This window comes from Pedobacter puniceum (assembly GCF_009674685.1).
Taxonomy (GTDB): domain Bacteria; phylum Bacteroidota; class Bacteroidia; order Sphingobacteriales; family Sphingobacteriaceae; genus Pseudopedobacter; species Pseudopedobacter puniceum.
Genome location: NZ_WKJI01000001.1, coordinates 1,455,314 through 1,474,719, shown reverse-complemented (window position 1 = coordinate 1,474,719; position 19,406 = coordinate 1,455,314). Strand labels below are relative to the sequence as shown.

Here is a 19,406-nt window from a genome sequence, read left to right as displayed (position 1 = left end):
TTTTTATGAAAACTCAAAATAAAAACACCACAATAAAAGCTCAGTCTTATTTGAAAGCACTAAGCTCAATAACTATCATAAAAAAGACAGCATTGCTCGGCTTTGCATCTATGCTATTGTTAGGGCAAACCGGATGCGAGAAATTCTTAGAGAAAGATCCAACTTTCATTGTAAAAGAGAACTATTACAATAATGAAACCGATGTAAATATTGGTCTTGCAGGTATTTATGATATCATGGGTAAAGAAGAAGTTTATGGTGGTGCTTTACTACTAGACTTAAACGTTGCCGATGATGGTTTTTATTCTAGAAGCGCCTTTACCATTGGTACAGCCGTTTATAATTTTGATGCATCTACAAGTACAGTAAGTAATTTATGGAGATTTCTTTACGAAGGTATAGAAAGAGCTAACGTGTTTTTAAGTAGAATTGATCAAGTACAAATGCCAGAGGCTAATAAAGCTGCGGCAAAAGGCGAAGCTAAATTTTTAAGAGCTTATTATCACTTTTTATTAGTAAGTAATTGGGGCGATGTACCTTTGAAAACCGTACCAACATCTTCTGTAAATGATGTAAATATCAAAAGAACTCCGCAAAGAGAGGTTTATGATTTTATAGTGAAAGAAATGGAAGAAGCAGAAGGTTTAGTGAAAACTGCTACGCAAATAGGTGCTGGTGGTAGAGTTTCAAAATCTGCTGTGAGAGGTATTTTAGCCAGAGTTTATCTAAAAATGGCTGGTGCTCCTTTAAATGATGTAAGCAAATATGCCGAGGCTTTAAAATGGGCTAGAAAAATTGTTTATCCAGATAATGGTCCCAAAGAACATCGCTTAAATCCAGACTTTAAACAAATATTCATCAATTATGCTGCTGATAAATATGATATTGGCGAGTCTATTTGGGAAGTAGAATTTTTTGGTAACCGAGGCGGAGACTTTGAGGCAGGCCGCGTGGGTAATACTCTAGGTTTACAATGCAACGATGAAGCTTTTGGTTATGGTTATGGCTTTATAAATGCAACACCAAAACTTTACAGTCGCTATGGTGCTACAGACACCAGAAGAGACTGGACAATTGCTTCATATCAATATGTATATAATACCGTAAACAATTTACAAGTGGTAAGAGATTCTACTTTTTGGACAAGCTCACAACTTTATAACAGAAACTGCGGTAAATACAGAAGGGTTTATGAAGTTGTAAAACCTAAAAATAAGAATTATACCCCAATGAACTATCCTTTACTGCGTTATGCTGATGTTTTACTCATGTTAGCAGAAGCAGAAAACGAGGTTAACGGGCCAACCAGCGTTGCCACATCGGCACTAAAAGAAGTAAGAGATAGGGCAGGGGCTACTGATGTAACGGCTTTAGCAACAAGTAAAGAAGAGTTACGTAGATTAATTAGAGAAGAGAGATTCTTAGAGCTAGCATTTGAAGGTTTAAGAAAGTTTGATTTAATCAGATGGGATATTTTTACTTCAGAGATGAATCAGTTAGCTAGAGATATCCAAAATACAGCGCCTACCAATTTTAGGTTTGCAGCTTTGGCAGGAAGTAATGTTGCACCACGACATAATTTATTGCCTATTCCGGTGTTAGAGCTTTCTTTAAATAATGGAATGGTACAAAATCAAGGATGGTAATATTTAATTTTTAAACGTCATGATGAAAAAGATATTTATAGTACCCCTTTTGTTGATGTTGCTTTCTGCATGTAACAAAAAGGAAGTAGCAGAGCTAAATTTTTCTGTAAGAACAGAGAAAACAAGCTATAAAGTAGGAGATACAGTAAAGTTCATACTTTCTGGCAACCCAGAGCAATTGATATTCTATTCTGGTTTAGAAGGAAGTAAATATGCTTATAAAGATAGAACTAATGCAGAAAGTGAAAACATCACTTTAGAGTTTGCAACCAATAGAAGGTATGGCTCTGATGCTCAGCAGCCTCAATCATTAAAGGTTTTTGCCTCTCAAAAATTTAATGGTCAGTATACAGAAGCTAATATCAACGAATCTGCAGATTGGGTTGATATAACCTCAGCTTTTACCTTGTCTGGCCTTCAAACTGGCGATGCTACTTATGTTTCTTCTGGTGTGGTTAACTTGTTAACATTAAGTAGTTTAGGGTTTACTATCGATAAAACTAAGCCTGTATACTTTGCTTTCAAATATAACGCAATAACAGGTTTTACACAGCCACGTTGGTGGGTAAATAAGTTTGATATTAAGATGACCACTACTGACGGGCAATTGTTAACCGTTGCAGATATTGGTACTGCTGGCTGGACATCAGTAAAATTTGGAACTTCCCCTGTAGCATGGGTTTTTGGTTCAGATAAAATTTTAAAATACGCAGGTGGTGGTACAACTGTTTTAAGCAATCAGGTATGGGCGGTTTCTAATGCCTTAAATCTTACTAAGGTTAAACCTGATGTTGGTACCGCTTTAAAAAACATGAGCAGCCGTTTAGATAGTTATACCTTCATATACAAGCAAGCCGGTACTTACAAAGTTACTTTCGTAGGTTCTAATGTTAATATTTACGGCGAAAGTAAAGTTGTAAAAGAACTAGAACTTACCATAAATCCTTAATACCCTTTTAAACTCAAAAAATAAAATTTAGAAATAGTTTGGTTTAGTAGAAGTAGTAAAGGCTAATCAAGAAATTGGTTAGCCCTGCTATCATACACTCCAAGAAATAGCCGTACAGTAATGATGAAGAAAAGAAGTTCATTTATCTCAACAACAAAAAATACCATTATAACAGGTAGTCTTTCTTTGCTCATGATATCATGCAGCACTCAAAATCTTATCAAAAAAGATTTTGAGGTATCAGAAAAACAATATAAAACCTTGTTAAATGAATCAAAAGATTTAACAGCTTTTCCAAGGTCTATTTACCCAGATGGTACGATGAAGTCTACTGATGTTTGGGATTGGACAGGAGGCTTTTTCCCAGGCGGTTTGTGGTATATTTATGAGTACACCAAAAAGCCAGAATGGAAGGCGGCAGCCAAACAATGGACAGAAGCTTTAGAAGCCGGTAAGTTTTTAACCCAGCATCATGATGTAGGTTTTGTGATGTATTGTTCTTATGGCAATGCTATTCGCTTAGAAAAAGACCCTCAAAAAATTAAAGAATATCAGGATATTTTAATTCAATCTGCCGAGTCTGCTTTAACCCGTTACGATGAAAAAGTAGGGCTTATCAAATCATGGAACCCTAAAATGTCTTGGGATAAGAAAACCATGTGGCAGTATCCAGTAATCATAGATAATATGATGAATTTAGAGATGCTTTGCTATGTTTCTAAAATTACAGGTAACCCTAAATATAAAAATGTAGCCATCAGCCATGCTACTAAAACCATGCAAAATCATTTCAGAGATGATTATAGTACTTACCATGTGGTAGATTATGATGAGAAAACAGGTAAAGTTTTACATCAACAAACTAACCAAGGCTATGCCGATAATTCTACATGGTCTAGAGGGCAGGGTTGGGCTATTTATGGCTTCACCATGATGTACCGCGAAACACAAAATCCAGAATTTTTAGCCATTGCAGAAAAAGCTGCGGATTTCTTTATCAATCATCCAAACTTACCAAAAGATAAAATTCCTTATTGGGATTTTAACGCCAACCAAGCAGGTTATACACCACAATGGATGTATCCAGAGTATAAAAACTTAGATTATATCCCAAGAGATGCCTCTGCGGGTGCCTTGGTAACTTCTGCTTTGTTTGAGCTAAGCACCTTCAGTAAATCAAAAGGTAAAGTCTACTTTAAAGCAGCAGAAGAAATGCTTAAATCTTTATCTAACAAACCTTATTTAGCGCAAGAAGGTGGTAATTTAGGCTTTATCTTAAAACATTCTGTAGGTAGTATTCCGCATAAATCAGAAGTAGATGTTCCTTTAATTTATGCCGATTATTATTTCTTAGAGGCGCTTTTACGTTATCAACAATTAAAAAAATAAATACCATTCTTTTTAAAAAATTTAATAAGTTTGGATTATATTTGAAGATATTCAATTATGAACAAAAAGCTTTTTCCAGCATTATTAGTAGTATTAACGGTTTCGGTGTCTTTCACTAATCCATACAAGATTTATAAAAAAGATTGGATAGACCTTAATAAAAACGGTAAAAAAGACATCTACGAAGACAAAACACGCTCTATTGATGAACGTGTTAACGATTTGCTTTCGCAGATGAACCTGAACGAAAAAACCAATCAGATGGCTACTTTATACGGCTGGAAAAGAATATTAAAAGATTCTTTACCTACCGCCAATTGGAAAAACGAGATTTGGAAAGATGGCATTGCCAATATTGACGAACATTTAAACGGCTTTTTAAATTGGACTAAAGTAGAAACCAAACTAGATTTAGTTACCGATATTAAACGCCATGTATGGGCTATGAACGAGACACAACGCTTTTTTATAGAGCAAACTCGTTTAGGTATTCCGGTAGATTTTACCAATGAAGGCATCCGTGGTATAGAGGCATATGAAGCTACAGGTTTTCCTACACAGCTCAATATGGGTATGACTTGGAACCCTTCTTTAGTACACCAAATGGGCGTTATTACTGGTAAAGAAGCCAGAGCCTTAGGTTATACCAATGTTTATGCACCTATTTTAGATGTTGCCCGCGACCAACGCTGGGGACGTTTAGAAGAGGTTTATGGCGAAGACCCATATTTAACCGCTCGGTTAGGTGTAGAGATGGCAAAAGGTATACAAGCTGCCGGTGCGGCATCAACACCAAAACATTTTGCAGTTTATAGTGCAAATAAAGGAGCTAGGGAAGGTTTAGCTCGTACAGACCCACAGGTTTCTCCTCGCGAAGTTGAAGATATTTTGCTTTATCCTTTCAGAAAAGTAATCAAAGAAGCCAATATCATGGGCGTTATGAGTTCTTATAACGATTATAACGGCATCCCAGTTTCTGGAAGTAAATATTGGTTAATAGATAGGTTAAGAACCGATATGGGTTTTACCGGTTATGTAGTGAGTGATAGCGATGCTCTTGAATATCTATATAATAAACACCATGTAGCAGCCAATTTGAAAGAGGCCGTTTATCAGGCTTTTATGGCTGGTATGAATGTAAGAACAACTTTTAGAACGCCGGATAGCATCATTTATTCATTAAGAGAATTGGTGAAAGAGGGCAGAATCCCGATGGATACCATCAATAGTCGTGTGAAAGATGTTTTAAGAGTTAAATTTAAATTAGGTTTGTTTGATGAGCCTTACGTTAAAAATGCCGAAGAAAGTGCAAAATTGGTAAACAACCTTAGCCATCAAAATATTGCTTTACAGGCTTCAAAAGAAAGTTTGGTACTTTTAAAAAACAGCAATAATGCTTTGCCACTTTCAAAGAAATTAACCTCTGTAGCAGTTATTGGTCCAAACGCAAAAGATAATGATTATGCGCATACGCATTATGGCCCTCTAAAATCGGCAAGTGTTACCATTTTAGAAGGTATCCAAAATAAAATAGGTAAAGCCAAAGTTTTATATGCCGAGGGTAGTGCTTTAATTGATAAAAACTGGCCAGAGAGCGAAATTTTCCCAGAAGCACCAAATGCTGAAGAACAAGCAGCTATAGATTTTGCTGTTAAACAGGCTCAAAAATCAGAATTAACCATTTTAGTATTGGGCGGAAATACCAAAACCGCCGGTGAAAATAAAAGTCGTACTTCTTTAGATTTACCTGGCCATCAAATGGCTTTAGCCAAAGCTATTCATGCCACCGGGAAACCTTATGTGGTGGTTTTAACAGGTTCGCAACCCATGACTATCAATTGGCTAGACCGTTATGCGCCTGCTATTGTTTATGCTGGTTACCCAGGAGTAAAAGGTGGTTTGGCTGTTGCCGATGTTTTGTTTGGCGACTATAATCCGGGAGGGAAATTAACTTTAACTTTTCCAAAATCTGTAGGGCAACTGCCGCTTAATTTTCCAACTAAACCTTACGCACAAACAGATGAAGGTGAATCTGCCAGAGTAAAAGGCTTATTATATCCTTTTGGTTTTGGCTTAAGCTATACTACTTTTAAATACAGCAATATTAAAATTGACAATCAATTGGCTGATAAAGATGAAGTTATGGTAAGTGTTGATGTTACCAATACAGGTGCATTAGCAGGAGATGAAGTTGTACAATTATACACCCGAGATTTATTAAGTACAGTTACCACATACGAGAAAAATTTAAGAGGCTTTCAACGTATATGTCTTAACCCTGGTGAAACCAAAAAACTGGTTTTTAAACTTGTTTCTGATGATTTAATGCTTTGGAATAGAGATATGAAACGTGTTGTAGAGCCCGGAGATTTTAAAGTTATGTTGGGTTCTTCTTCAGAAGATATTAGACAAAGTGCAGTTTTTACGGTTAAATAAAATCTAGGTATCATGCATCAACTTATTAAACATTTTATCTTCATTTTATTCATCAGCTTTAGCTTAGCTAGTCAAGCTCAAGATCATGATTTGGCAATTATTCCAAAACCTTTTTCTTATGAAAAAGTAGCGGCTTCTTTTTTAGTTCATCAGGCCACAGCCATACAAACTGATGAGAAAAGTAATGCACAGGCAGCTTACTACTTCCAAAATGAGGTTTTAAATGCTACAGGATTAAGTTTAGGGATAAAAAAAACTGCACTTAACAATGTCATCAGCTTTAAGCTAGTTCCACTTAAAAGTAAAGAAAACCATTTTTATCAAATAAAAATGACTTTCCAAAAGGTAGAAGTTACCGCTGCTACAGAAGAGGGTTTGTTTAGAGGTGCTGCTAGCTTATTACAAGTATTAAAGCAATCTAAAAACGCCAACGGCACTTACACACTTACTTGTTGGAATATTACAGATAAAGCTTTTTTCGAGTGGCGAGGTTTAATGCTAGATGAATCAAGACATTTCTTTGGTAAAGAAAAGGTGAAACAAATTTTAGATTGGATGGCTTTTTATAAGCTTAACAAGTTTCACTGGCATTTAACAGATCAACCGGGCTGGCGTATAGAGATTAAGAAATATCCGCGTTTAACAACAGTAGGTGGTGTGGGCAGTTACAGTAATGCAAATGCTAAAGCTCAATACTACACTCAAGAAGATATTAAGGAAATTATAGCTTATGCAGCCAATAGGTTTATAGAGGTTATTCCAGAAATAGATATGCCGGGCCATGCTACAGCGGCTAATTTAGCTTATCCGCAGTTTAGCGGTGGTGGTTCTCCAAAATATCCAGAATTTACCTTTAATCCTGCTAAAGAAGGCACTTACCAATATTTAACTGATATTTTAAAAGAGGTTAATGTGCTGTTCCCTTCTCAGAAAATACATATCGGTGCTGATGAAGTACATTTTGGAAACCAACATTGGAATGTTGATGCAGATGTTCAAAAACTGATGAAGGAGAAGAATTTCACATCCTTAAAAGAAGTAGAACATCATTTCTTGTACAGGATGGGAGATAGCATCTTGAAAATGGATAATGAAATTTTAGCTTGGGATGAGGTGGTAGATTCTAAATTACCAGTTGCACAAACTACCGTTTTTTGGTGGCGACATGACAAGCCCGAAGTTCTAAAGCAAGCTTTAGTAAAAGGATTTAAAACGGTATTATGTCCGCGTTTGCCTTTGTATTTTGATTTTGTGCAGGATGAAAAACATCAAATAGGGCGTAAGTGGGATGGTAAATTTGTTACCATAGAGCAGGTTTATCAATTCCCTAATCAGGATATTTTAAGTTTAGAAGGCGCTGCAAAACTAGTACAGGGTATACAGGCTAACATCTGGACAGAGTCTATCTCTACAGAAAATCATTTAGATTATATGCTTTTTCCAAGAATTACAGCTTTGGCAGAAGCAGCATGGGTTAAACCAGATGCTAAAGATTATACACTATTTAAACAGCGTTTAAATGTTCATTTAAGATACTTTGGAGAGAGTGGTTTGTACTATTTCCATCCTTTTTTACCAGAGAAATTTCAAGAATTCCAAGGTCCGGTACAGCGTAAAAAACAGAGTACCAATACGGATGATTTAACCAAACAAGAGAAAGGTTTGTAATGGCTAAAAAAATTGTCATATCAGAAGTAAAAGAACTTAATTTTTTAAGTGATATACAGCTTGTATCTGCGGCACTAGATCAGCAAACAAAGCATCAAATAGCCGATACCGTTTGGCCAAACCCCAATTATAAAGGTGTGTGTACTGTGGCAACACTTTATACTGCTGATATGTTGGCTTTAAAATACGAAGTGCAAGAGAATGATTATTTGGCAAGGTATATTAACCCCAACGAACCTGTTTATAGTGACAGTTGTGTAGAGTTTTTTATAGCTTTTGATGATAGTGGTTATTATAATTTCGAGTTTAACGCTAACGGAGCTTGTTTAGCCCAGTTTGGTATAAGTAAACATAAAAGAGAGTTTATTTTAGCTGCTGATATTCGCAAAATAAGGATGCATAAAAGTTTTAAGCAAGATCAAAATGGTAAACTTCCATACAGCTGGGAGCTTACGGTTTTATTACCATTACAAGCTTTTAGCCATCATCAATTAAAAACTTTAAAAGGTAAACATTGTAAAGCCAATTTTTATAAATGTGGAGATGATTTAGCATATCCTCATTTTTTCTGTTGGAACAAAGTAGAAAACCATGAGCCTAATTTTCATTTGCCAGCCTATTTTGGTGAACTGGTTTTTGAATCATGATGTTTTGAAAATGTGTTGTTTGTTGGCCTTGGGTTTAAATCCAAGGCTTTTTTGTTTTTTAATATTAACTAGCTGATGTTTTTAGAGCAGTATGGTACAGCATGGTTTTTAGTTTAATAGTTCTAATTTTGAAATCCATTCACCATTATAAATTCTTATAACATGAAATATAAGTTACTGCTATACTTATTTTGTTGCTTCGCCAGTTTTTCTTTTGCCCAATCTAGACAGGAATTTGTTTTAAAAACGGGATGGAAATTTTCTAGAGGAGTTCATGCTCAAGCTTATGAGAAAAGTTTTAATGATGCAAAATGGGAGAAAGTCAATATCCCCCATGATTGGGCCATAAACAACCCTTTTGATAAAGAGGTAGATAAGCAAGTGGTGGCTATTGTGCAAAATGGTGAGAAAACAGCAAGTGAGAAAACAGGTAGAACAGGTGCTTTACCTCATGTTGGCGAGGCTTGGTACAGAAATAACTTTAATTTACCTACTCTAAACAAAAATCAAAAAGTTTTAATCCTTTTTGAAGGGGCCATGAGCGAGCCAAAAGTTTATATCAACGGTGAAAAAGTGGGCGAGTGGAACTATGGCTATAATTATTTTTATTTCGATATCAGTAAGCAGGTACAACAAGGTGCTAATCTTTTAGCAGTACATTTAACCAACCGAGAAAAATCATCGAGATGGTACCCTGGAGCAGGCTTGTACCGAAATGTAAAAATCATCATCAAAGAGGACGCTAACATAGAGCAATGGGGAACTTTTATCACCACGCCAATGATTACTGATAACGAGGCAAAAGTGAATATCAAAACCAAAGTTAATGGTGAAAACCTAACGTTAAAAACCATTATCCTTAACGCTAAAGGCGATACCATAATAACAAAAATTACCAATGAAACTTTTGCAAAAGAGTTTGACCAAAATTTATTACTAAAACAGCCTCAATTATGGAGCCCAGAGCAACCTTATTTATACACAGCTGTTTGTAAACTATATGCTAATGGTGTTTTAAAAGATGAGTTGCATACTAAATTTGGTGTTAGAAGTATTGCTTTTGACCCTAATAAAGGCTTTAGCTTAAATGGCCAAGTACGTAAGTTTAAAGGAGTTTGTTTACACCACGATTTAGGCCCTTTAGGTGCTGCTGTAAATATTGCTGCCATGCGCAGGCAGTTAAGAATATTGAAAGATATGGGTTGCGATGCCATTAGAAGTTCACATAATATGCCTTCCAGAGAGCAGCTAGAGCTTTGTGATGAGATGGGCTTTATGTTTTTAGCAGAAAGTTTTGATGAATGGGCTAAAGCAAAAGTAGCAAATGGTTACCATCGTTTTTTTAAAACTGATGCTGAAAAGGATATTTTAAATTTGGTAAGGGCTACCAGAAATCACCCTAGTATTGTGATGTGGAGTTCTGGAAACGAGGTACCAGACCAATTTGGTTCTGATGGAGCTAAACTTGCCAAATGGTTGCAAGATATTTTTCATAGAGAAGACCCTACTCGTCCGGTTACGGTAGGTATGGATCAGGTGAAAGCCACTATGGCTAGTGGTTTTGGTGCTGTTATGGATATTCCGGGCTTAAATTACCGTACACATTTGTATGAAGATGCTTATAAAGCTTTTCCACAACGTTTAATTTTAGGTTCTGAGACTGGTTCTACCGTAAGTTCAAGAGGGGTTTATAAATTTCCGGTTGTTAAAGCTAGTGATAAGCAACATGATGATTACCAATGCTCTTCTTACGATTTAGAATATTGCCGTTGGTCTAATTTACCAGAAGATGATTTTATTTTAGAGGATACCAAACCATGGGTAATTGGGCAGTTTGTATGGACTGGTTTTGATTATTTAGGAGAGCCAACACCTTATGATGATAAGTGGCCATCAAGAAGTTCTTATTTTGGTATTTGTGATTTAGCGGGTTTACCTAAAGACCGCTATTATTTATACCGCAGCAAGTGGAATACCCACGATACTACTTTACACATTCTGCCACATTGGAATTGGGAAGGTAGAGAAGGACAAACCATACCAATTTTTGTGTATACCAATTTTAAAAGTGCCGAGCTTTTTATTAATGGCAAAAGTATGGGCGTACAGCGTAAAAATAACAGTAGTTTGCAACATCAATACCGCTTAATGTGGATGAATGTGAAGTACGAACCGGGTACCGTAAAAGTTGTAGCTTATGATGATGATGGAAAGGTAGCAGCAGAAAAAACAATGGTAACAGCGGGTAAACCTCATAGTCTTATACTAGAACCTGATCGTAAAAGTATCACTGCCGATGGCGATGATATAGCTTTTGTAACCGTTTCTGTAGTTGATAAGGATGGAAACCCTTGTCCTACAGCTAGCAATCAACTAAATTTTAAAGTAAAAGGAGAGGGTGTTTTTAAGGCCGCTTGCAATGGAGATGCTACTTCATTAGAGCAGTTTAACTTATCCACTATGAAACTGTTTAGTGGTAAATTGGTGGTGTTAGTACAATCAGTAAAAAAAGCTGGTAAAATAGAGCTTTTAGTTAGTGGTAAAGGTTTAAAAGATGGTGTTTTAGCGCTTAGTAGTGAGTAGTTAGTTAGTTAGTTGAACAAGTACTTTTAACTTTCAACTTATAACTCCATACTTCTAAACCCTTTTCAATTCCCATTTCTAATCCTGTAATTTCACACAAGCCTTTCATACGCCCAATTAATGGATAACCTGGATTACTTTTTTTATTAAAATCATCTAATATTTTTAAGCCGTGGTCTGGTCTAAAAGGCATACGGGTATCCTTTCTGCCTTCTGCAATTCTTCTTCTTTGTTCTTCTAATAAAACTTTTAAAACGCTATACATATCAACCACACCATCTAAATGTGCCGATTCATAAAAGCTTCTTTCATCCAATTTTTTGATATTTCTGAGATGTACAAAATGTATGCGTTCTGCAAAACGTTTTGCAATTGCAAGCAAATCATTATCTTCTCTTGCAGATAAAGAACCACTGCAATAAGTTAAGCCATTGTTTAAAGATGGATGTTGATTAAATAACCATTCAAAATCTTCTTCTGTACTGGCAATTCTGGGTAAACCTAATAAGGGGAAAGGAGGATCGTCTGGGTGTATACATAAGTTAATACCACATTCTTCTGCTACTGGTAAAACATCTTCCAAAAACAATGATAAATGGTCTCTTAAAACAGCTTTATCAATATGTTCATATCTACTTAAATAATATAAGAAGTCTTGTTTAAAAGTAGCAGCATTATCAACAGTACCATTTATAAAGCCTTGGGTTACCACAATAATGTTAAAGGCAAGGGTGTTTTGTTCATCCTCACTCATCCCATCAAAAATAGTTTTTGCTTTCTCAACAACTTCAGTAGTGTAATCTTGAGCGGCATTTGGTCTTGCAAGGATAAAAATATCAAAAGCTGCAAAAGTTTCATGGTTGTATAGCATAGATTCTGCTCCGCTTTCATGTGTATAATGCAAGCTGGTACGAGCCCAATCTAATACCGGCATAAAATTATAGCAAACTGTATCTATACCACATGCCGCTAAATTTCTTAAAGAGGTTTTATAGTTTGCTATCAGTTCTGCTCTTTTGGGGCTACAAATTTTAATTTCTTCTGAAACAGGAAGGCTTTCTACTACGCTCCAATGCATACCATGGCTTTCTATTTCCTGCTTAACTTTTAAAATTTCATCTATAGGCCAAACTGCGCCAGCTTTAATATGGTGTAAGGCGGTTACAATACCTTCTACACCAAACTGCTTTAAATCTGATAGTTGTATAGAATCTTTAGCTCCAAACCAGCGCCAGGTCTTTTCTAATGCCATAATTGATGTTTAAAAGATATTCAAGAGTCTCAAAAATAGAAAATGTGAGGTGATTTATGCAATCGGTGGCATAATAGTTTTTGTGCTGTTTTTAGGTATGGCATACGTATTGAGCATTTTAAGGTATAATCTTCATTTGAAAAACATAAACATCATGATTAAAATAACACCTATACATCCTAATTATGGGCTATCAAAAAGTAAAGATGAAAACTCCTTAGATGAAAACTTTATCAGTCCTTTGCCGAGAGCAGTTATACGCCCTAATCATTTTATTTTATTAGACGGCGAGTGGAAATTTTCTGTAGATCCAGAGAATGTAGGTTTACAAGAAAGTTGGTATGTGAATCATGATTATAAATATACTGCCCAATGGCCCGGAAGCGTAGAAGAGCATATTAAAAATGGTTTACAGTCTGATGTTGGCTGGTATGATAAATATGTAGTTTGGTACGAAAGAAGTTTTCCTAAACCTGTAATACCTAAAGAAGATGTTCATCCATCATCGCAATTACAATTAACTTTTGGTGCTTGTGGTTATGAAACTCAAGTTTGGTTAAATGGTCATCATTTAAAAACCATTGATGGTGAGGATATTCATTATGGAGAATACACCTCTTTTTCTTATGAATTAGATGAGATGCTTTTACAAGCTAATAACCGTATCACGGTAAGAATTGCGGTTAGTATGGATGCAGATATCCCCCGAGGGAAACAAGAATCTCATGTTTACAAAAGAGGCGGCATTTGGTACCAAACTTATACTGGGGCGGTTAGAAGTATATGGCTAGAAACGGTAGAAAGAAACAGGTTACGCTCTAGAGTAGGGGTAGTAAGTGTTGTTGAAGATAATTTGGTAAGGTTTAATTTTACTACTCGTATACACGACCCAGGTTTATATACCATTAAACTAAAAGTTTATCATAAAAAGCAAGAAAGTGATGAGCCAATTGCTGTAGATGAGTTTCCTTTACGTTTAAGCGCAGGAGAAAAACAGCAAAGATTAGTTATGGGAATTCCTGATGCTATTTACTGGTCGCCAGAAACCCCACATTTGTATAGATTGGTTGCGCAATTGGTTGATGCTAATGGTTATACCGCAGAGATAGAAACACATTTCGGATTAAGGAAAATAGAAGCTCGTGGAGCTTATGTTTACCTCAATAACCAAAGAATTTATTTAGACGGCATACTTTATCAACCCGGTACTGCTACATATGAAGAAATAAAAAGACATATGTACGCTATGAAAGAACTGGGTTGCAATTTGGTGAGAATTCATATTGCAGGTGTAGACCCTCGTATCTATAAAATTGCAGATAAAATTGGTCTTTTACTTTGGGTAGAAGTACCTAGCCCGCATAGCTCTAGCCATAAAAGTCGTATGAATCATAAAGAAGAACTACATCGGATGTTGGCTTTGATAGAAACGCATCCATCGGTGGTGATATGGAGTTTATATAACGAGGATTGGGGAGCACAAGACATTGCTAGTAATATAGAAACACGTAATTACATTATGGATAGGTATCATTTTATGCAGATAGAGCATCCACAATTTTTAGTTGTTGATAATGATGGCTGGCAGCATATCTCTCATCAGGGCCGTTTAAAAAGCGATTTATTAACAGCTCATTTATATACTGCAGAACTTAAAAGGTGGAAAGAAATGCTAGACAGTTTAATCTCAGGGCAGATAGACCATGTGGCAGTTTTACCTTTGGTAGTAGGCGATCCGTTTTTCTACCGCAAACAGGTGCCCTTATTAGTAAGCGAATGGGGTGGTTTTGGCTTTGCAGATTACGGAGGGCCGCAAGATGCCGAACAAAGGGAAGCATACATCAAACAATTTAAGACAGAATTAAGAAAAAGAGAAATTGCTGGTGATGTTTACACCCAAGCAACTAATATAGAAGATGAGAAAAACGGTATCATTGATTTTAAAACAGGGGCACTAGATGTTACTGCTGGCTTATTAAATTCTAATCATTATAAATAGCCTAACTGTATAGCGTTGGCCTTTAATTGTAGCTAAAATTATACTATTTTATTGGTAAACTTAACCAGGATAAATACTTAAATCAGAATTAAATGCTCAATTTAATAACGTATTTATACGTTAAATTTTTAGGTCATGAATCCAAAAGCCTCATAAAATTAGTCTTAAAAATAAGGTAAAGCAGTGGTTTTGGTGTAGATTAATTACATTTCTTTTAGTTTAATATTAAGTGCTTAATGAAAATTTCTCTTTTGTTAGCGGCATAAACTTTGAATTTTACCATACAGCTGATCTTAACTTTATCAGCTGTATGGCTTAGATAAAATTCTATAATTCTTATTCTTAGCCTACCATTATCTACCAACATATGACAGCTAATTATTATGAAAAACATCACTAAATCACTACCGAAAAACTTGTTATGCTTCTCTCACTTAAGATGGGATTTTGTATTTCAAAGACCACAACATTTATTAAGCAGGTTTGCTAAACAAATGAAAACCTATTTTATAGAAGAACCATTTTTTGATGCCGAAGAACCTTATTTCTCTGTTGAAAATAAACTGCCTGGTTTATGGGTTTGCACACCACACTTGCCTGCCGGTTTAGAAGAAGATGATATAAATAATTTATTAACTAGCTTTTTGAGTAATTTCTTATCGCAAAAAGATTTAGAAGATTTTGCTTTTTGGTACTACACCCCAATGGCATTGGCTTTTACAGATAAATTTAGACCTAAGCTCACCATATACGATTGTATGGATGAATTATCGGCTTTTAAGTTTGCGCCAAAAGAGTTAAAAATTTTAGAGAAAAGGCTTATTCAAAGAGCTGATATTATTTTTACCGGAGGCCATTCTTTGTACGAGGCTAAAAAGCATTTACACGCTAATATTCATCCTTTCCCAAGCAGTATAGAAAAAGAGCATTTTCAAAAAGCCAGAACTATTAAAACAATTCCGGCCGACCAACAACAAATCCTAGGTCCGAAAATTGGTTTTTATGGCGTAATAGATGAACGTTTTGATATTGAGCTTATTGAAGCCATCGCAACAGAAAAACCAGATTGGCAAATTGTTTTGATAGGCCCAGTAGTTAAAATAGACCCTGCAACTTTACCAAAAAACAAAAACATTCATTATTTGGGGCAAAAAAGCTATGCCGAACTACCAGCTTATCTTTCTGGATGGGATGTAGCTTTAATTCCGTTTTTGTTGAACGAGTCTACCAGATTTATCAGCCCAACCAAAACTCCAGAGTATTTAGCAGCAGGCGTACCAGTAGTATCATCGGCTATTAGAGATGTGGTTAAACCTTATGGTGTTAAAAACTTTGTAAATATAGCTAATTACAATGCCGAATTTATTGAGGCTATTTCAATAGAGCTCAGTCAAAAAGATAAATCAGAATGGTTAGCAAAAGTAGACGCTTTTTTAGCAGATAACTCTTGGGATAATACTTGCCAAAATATGCAAGAATTGATGTTAAAAACCCTTAACAGTAAACAAAATATATCTATAGCCAGCTAATTTTAAAGAAAACCTATGTTTGATTATTTAATTGTTGGCGCTGGTTTCGCAGGAAGCGTACTGGCCGAGCGTTTGGCTCGTGTAGCTGATAAAAAAGTTTTGTTGATTGATAAAAGAAATCATATTGGTGGCAATGCTTACGACCATTATGATGAAGCAGGTATATTGGTTCATAAATATGGGCCTCATATTTTTCATACCAATAGTAAAGATGTGTTTGATTACCTTTCTGAATTTACCGAGTGGCGTAATTACCAACATCGCGTTTTGGCTAGTGTAGATGGGCAAATGCTTCCTATTCCAATAAATCTTACCACCATCAATAACATGTATGGTTTAAACCTTAATTCTGATGAGTTAGAAGATTTTTTTGCCTCAAGGGCCGAGGATGTAAAACAAGTAAAAACCTCTGAAGATGTGGTGGTTGCCAAAGTAGGGAGAGAGCTTTACGAGAAATTTTTTAGAGGTTATACCCGTAAACAATGGGCAATGGACCCATCAGAACTTAACGCCTCGGTAACAGCCAGAGTACCTACCAGAACCAATAAAGATGATAGGTATTTTACCGATACCTATCAGGCTATGCCGCTACATGGTTATACCAAAATGTTCGAGCAAATGTTAAATCATCCGAACATAAAAATCATGTTAAATACAGATTATAAGGAGATAATAGGTGAGATTAACTATAAGAAACTCATTTTTACAGGCCCTGTAGATGAGTATTTTGATTATTGTTATGGTAAACTACCTTACCGCTCTTTAGCATTTAAGTTTGAAACGCATGGCCAAGAAAAGTTTCAAGAAACCGGAACTGTAAACTATCCAAACGATTATGCTTTTACACGTATTTCTGAGTTTAAGTACATCAGTGGGCAAAAGCACCATAAAACATCAGTCGTGTACGAGTTTCCTCAGGCAGAAGGAGACCCTTATTATCCTATTCCTAAAGAAGATAATGCGGCTTTATATGCCAAATATCAAGCTTTAGCTAACCAATTAGAGAATACTTATTTCGTGGGGCGTTTAGCTACTTATAAGTATTATAATATGGATCAGGTAGTGGCGCAAGCTTTGGCTACGTTTAAAAATATCCTAAAAAAGGAAGCTGAAGTTACCGAAACTTTAATTAAATAATATGGAGATTTGGGGAGGTTTAGAATGTACCATTAATAGGGTTGGATACCAATATTTTAGTCAGCTAGATGATGCTGGGCATGATGATAGAACAACTGATTTAGAAGATATTGCAGCATTGGGTTTGACCAGCATTCGTTACCCGGTTTTATGGGAAAAACATCAGCCCCAGCTAAATACAGTTATAAATTGGCATAAAACCCGAGAAAAACTTTTATATCTAAAAGAGCAAAATATTGAAGTTATTGCAGGCTTAGTACATCACGGAAGTGGCCCTTTATATGTTGATATTTTAAATGATTCTTTCTCTGCAGGCTTAGCCAAATATGCCAAAGAAGTTGCAACGGCTTTCCCTTGGATAAACCATTATACCCCCATAAATGAGCCTTTAACCACTGCTAGATTTTGTGGTTTATACGGTTTATGGTGGCCGCATGAAAGTAATGATTATAGTTTTCTAAAAATCTTATTTCAAGAATGTAAAGCAACTGTTTTGGCTATGCAAGCTATAAGAACGGTAAATCCTAAGGCCAAGTTGGTACATACAGAAGATTTGGGTAAAACACATGCTACGGCTTTATTAGGCTACCAGGCCGAATTAGAAAATAAGCGTAGGTGGCTGGGTTTAGATTTATTATGCGGCAGGGTTAATCAACAACATCCGTTATATGTTTATTTGATAGAAAATGGTATTACACCAGCAGAAATCGCTTTTTTTGAAAAGCATACCTGTGTGCCTGATGTTTTAGGTTTTAATTATTACATCACTTCAGAACGTTTTATAGATGAAGATTTGGATACTTATCCTAAACATACACATGGCGGTAATGGCAAACATCAGTATGCGGATATTGAAGCCGTAAGATCATCAAAAGTGAAAATTTTAGGTCCTTATAAATTGTTAAAAGAGGCTTGGCGCAGATATGAAATTCCTTTAGCCCTAACCGAAGTACATTTACATTGTACCCGAGAAGAGCAAATGCGTTGGTTAAATTACGTTCATCAAGAAGCTCAACAATTAGAAAATGAAGGTATTGATATAAAAGCGATAACCATTTGGGCACTATTAGGTGCATTTGGTTGGGATAAACTTTTAACACAGCCAAATGGAAATTACGAATCAGGCGTGTTTGATATAAGAGCTGGAATATTAAGAAAAACAGCTTTGGTGGCTATGGTTAAAGCCTTAGCTAAAAAAGAAGATTTTACTCACCCTGTTCTTTGTGGTGGTGGTTGGTGGGAAAAACACTACCGAGTATTGTATGGAGAACTACCAAAAGAATTAGCCAGTAAATTTGATTGCAAACCTATTTTGGTATTGGGTAAAAGCGGCACTTTAGGCAATGCCTTCGCTAAAATTTGTACCAAAAGAGATTTACATTTTAAGCTTTTAAGTAGGGCTGATGTAGATATTCTTAACCCATTACAAATAGAGCAAATCATCTTAAAAGAACAGCCTTGGGCCATCATCAATACCACAGGTTTTGTAAGGGTTGATGATGCTGAGGAACAGCAAGAAGAATGCTATAACACTAATACTATCGGATGTAGAAATTTAGCTATCCTCTGCGAGAAGCATCGCGTAAAGCTGTTAACATTTTCTTCAGATTTGGTTTTTGATGGTGCTAAAAATTATCCCTACACAGAAGATGATGAGCCAAACCCTTTAAACATTTACGGCAAAAGTAAATTTAGGGGAGAAGAAAAGGTGCTCAAACATCACCCAAATGGATTAATTATAAGAAGCAGCACATTTTTTGGCCCTTGGGATGAGTACAACTATATTCATCAAGTTATCAATTGTTTAAAAGTGGGTTTGCCTTTTATTGCGCCAAATGATGTTGTGATTTCGCCAACTTATGTACCAAATTTAGTTAACATCAGTTTAGATTTATTGATAGATAACGAAAGCGGAATTTGGCATCTTGCCAATACAGGAGCGCTCAGCTTCGTAGAATTTGCACTTCTAGTAGCTAAACACCAAGGTTTAGATGAGTCTTTAATTATAGCCAAACCTATTGAAGAGATAAACTTAAAAGCTAAAAGACCTCTTTATAGTGTTCTTGCAAGTAAAAATGGTTCTTTATTACCTAGTTTAAACGATGCCTTAAAACGTTATTTTGAAGAGGTTAAGTTGTTTGATCTGGTTTTGTAATTTTAATAAGCAGGAC

12 protein-coding genes are annotated in these 19,406 nt (G+C 35.7%); 11 read left to right on the top strand and 1 reads right to left on the bottom strand.

Annotated features, from left to right (window positions below):
* Positions 1-5 precede the first annotated feature (5 nt).
* The 7 genes from GJJ64_RS06450 to GJJ64_RS06420 all read left to right on the top strand — a co-directional run bounded on the left by GJJ64_RS06450 (position 6) and on the right by GJJ64_RS06420 (position 11,318).
* Positions 6-1,646 (top strand): RagB/SusD family nutrient uptake outer membrane protein, encoded by a 1,641-nt coding sequence (locus GJJ64_RS06450; protein WP_154286855.1) that lies wholly within the window; start codon positions 6-8, stop codon positions 1,644-1,646.
* Positions 1,647-1,665: 19 nt separating this feature from the next.
* Positions 1,666-2,595 (top strand): DUF5017 domain-containing protein, encoded by a 930-nt coding sequence (locus GJJ64_RS06445; protein ID WP_229655476.1) that lies wholly within the window; start codon positions 1,666-1,668, stop codon positions 2,593-2,595.
* Between the two features lie 120 nt (positions 2,596-2,715).
* Positions 2,716-3,984 (top strand): glycoside hydrolase family 88 protein, encoded by a 1,269-nt coding sequence (locus tag GJJ64_RS06440; RefSeq protein ID WP_229655475.1) that lies wholly within the window; start codon positions 2,716-2,718, stop codon positions 3,982-3,984.
* A 57-nt stretch (positions 3,985-4,041) separates the two neighbouring features.
* Positions 4,042-6,420 (top strand): glycoside hydrolase family 3 N-terminal domain-containing protein, encoded by a 2,379-nt coding sequence (locus GJJ64_RS06435; protein WP_154286853.1) that lies wholly within the window; start codon positions 4,042-4,044, stop codon positions 6,418-6,420.
* Between the two features lie 12 nt (positions 6,421-6,432).
* Positions 6,433-8,088 (top strand): beta-N-acetylhexosaminidase, encoded by a 1,656-nt coding sequence (locus GJJ64_RS06430; protein WP_154286852.1) that lies wholly within the window; start codon positions 6,433-6,435, stop codon positions 8,086-8,088.
* Positions 8,088-8,735 carry a carbohydrate-binding family 9-like protein gene (locus GJJ64_RS06425; RefSeq protein ID WP_154286851.1) on the top strand — a complete coding sequence of 216 codons (648 nt, stop codon included), beginning with the start codon at positions 8,088-8,090 and terminating at the stop codon, positions 8,733-8,735. The genes GJJ64_RS06430 and GJJ64_RS06425 overlap by 1 nt, the downstream gene beginning before the upstream one ends.
* Before the next feature lie 162 nt (positions 8,736-8,897).
* Positions 8,898-11,318 (top strand): DUF4982 domain-containing protein, encoded by a 2,421-nt coding sequence (locus GJJ64_RS06420; RefSeq protein ID WP_154286850.1) that lies wholly within the window; start codon positions 8,898-8,900, stop codon positions 11,316-11,318.
* Positions 11,319-11,322: 4 nt separating this feature from the next.
* Here the strand turns inward: GJJ64_RS06420 and uxuA are convergent, their stop codons facing one another.
* Positions 11,323-12,570: a mannonate dehydratase gene (gene uxuA, locus GJJ64_RS06415; protein WP_154286849.1), complete on the bottom strand. Its 1,248-nt coding sequence runs from the start codon at positions 12,568-12,570 to the stop codon at positions 11,323-11,325.
* A 154-nt stretch (positions 12,571-12,724) separates the two neighbouring features.
* Between uxuA and GJJ64_RS06410 the strand changes: the two genes are divergently transcribed.
* The 4 genes from GJJ64_RS06410 to GJJ64_RS06400 all read left to right on the top strand — a co-directional run bounded on the left by GJJ64_RS06410 (position 12,725) and on the right by GJJ64_RS06400 (position 19,390).
* Positions 12,725-14,569 carry a sugar-binding domain-containing protein gene (locus tag GJJ64_RS06410; RefSeq protein WP_154286848.1) on the top strand — a complete coding sequence of 615 codons (1,845 nt, stop codon included), beginning with the start codon at positions 12,725-12,727 and terminating at the stop codon, positions 14,567-14,569.
* A gap of 494 nt (positions 14,570-15,063) precedes the next feature.
* A complete protein-coding gene (locus tag GJJ64_RS16895; protein WP_229655474.1) occupies positions 15,064-16,098 on the top strand; it encodes a glycosyltransferase in 1,035 nt (344 codons plus the stop codon).
* Positions 16,099-16,113: 15 nt separating this feature from the next.
* Positions 16,114-17,235 carry a UDP-galactopyranose mutase gene (gene glf, locus GJJ64_RS16890; protein ID WP_229655473.1) on the top strand — a complete coding sequence of 374 codons (1,122 nt, stop codon included), beginning with the start codon at positions 16,114-16,116 and terminating at the stop codon, positions 17,233-17,235.
* A gap of 1 nt (position 17,236) precedes the next feature.
* Positions 17,237-19,390 (top strand): SDR family oxidoreductase, encoded by a 2,154-nt coding sequence (locus GJJ64_RS06400; protein WP_154286847.1) that lies wholly within the window; start codon positions 17,237-17,239, stop codon positions 19,388-19,390.
* The last annotated feature ends 16 nt before the right edge of the window (positions 19,391-19,406 follow it).

Bases quoted from the DNA above. Each gene is read 5' to 3' on its own strand.
- GJJ64_RS06435 (WP_154286853.1), top strand. From the start codon at position 4,042: ATGAACAAAAAGCTTTTTCCAGCATTATTAGTAGTATTAACGGTTTCG.
- uxuA (WP_154286849.1), bottom strand. From the start codon at position 12,570: ATGGCATTAGAAAAGACCTGGCGCTGGTTTGGAGCTAAAGATTCTATA.
- GJJ64_RS06430 (WP_154286852.1), top strand. From the start codon at position 6,433: ATGCATCAACTTATTAAACATTTTATCTTCATTTTATTCATCAGCTTT.
- GJJ64_RS06450 (WP_154286855.1), top strand. From the start codon at position 6: ATGAAAACTCAAAATAAAAACACCACAATAAAAGCTCAGTCTTATTTG.
- GJJ64_RS06445 (WP_229655476.1), top strand. From the start codon at position 1,666: ATGATGAAAAAGATATTTATAGTACCCCTTTTGTTGATGTTGCTTTCT.
- glf (WP_229655473.1), top strand. From the start codon at position 16,114: ATGTTTGATTATTTAATTGTTGGCGCTGGTTTCGCAGGAAGCGTACTG.
- GJJ64_RS16895 (WP_229655474.1), top strand. From the start codon at position 15,064: ATGAAAACCTATTTTATAGAAGAACCATTTTTTGATGCCGAAGAACCT.
- GJJ64_RS06425 (WP_154286851.1), top strand. From the start codon at position 8,088: ATGGCTAAAAAAATTGTCATATCAGAAGTAAAAGAACTTAATTTTTTA.
- GJJ64_RS06420 (WP_154286850.1), top strand. From the start codon at position 8,898: ATGAAATATAAGTTACTGCTATACTTATTTTGTTGCTTCGCCAGTTTT.
- GJJ64_RS06410 (WP_154286848.1), top strand. From the start codon at position 12,725: ATGATTAAAATAACACCTATACATCCTAATTATGGGCTATCAAAAAGT.
- GJJ64_RS06400 (WP_154286847.1), top strand. From the start codon at position 17,237: ATGGAGATTTGGGGAGGTTTAGAATGTACCATTAATAGGGTTGGATAC.
- GJJ64_RS06440 (WP_229655475.1), top strand. From the start codon at position 2,716: ATGATGAAGAAAAGAAGTTCATTTATCTCAACAACAAAAAATACCATT.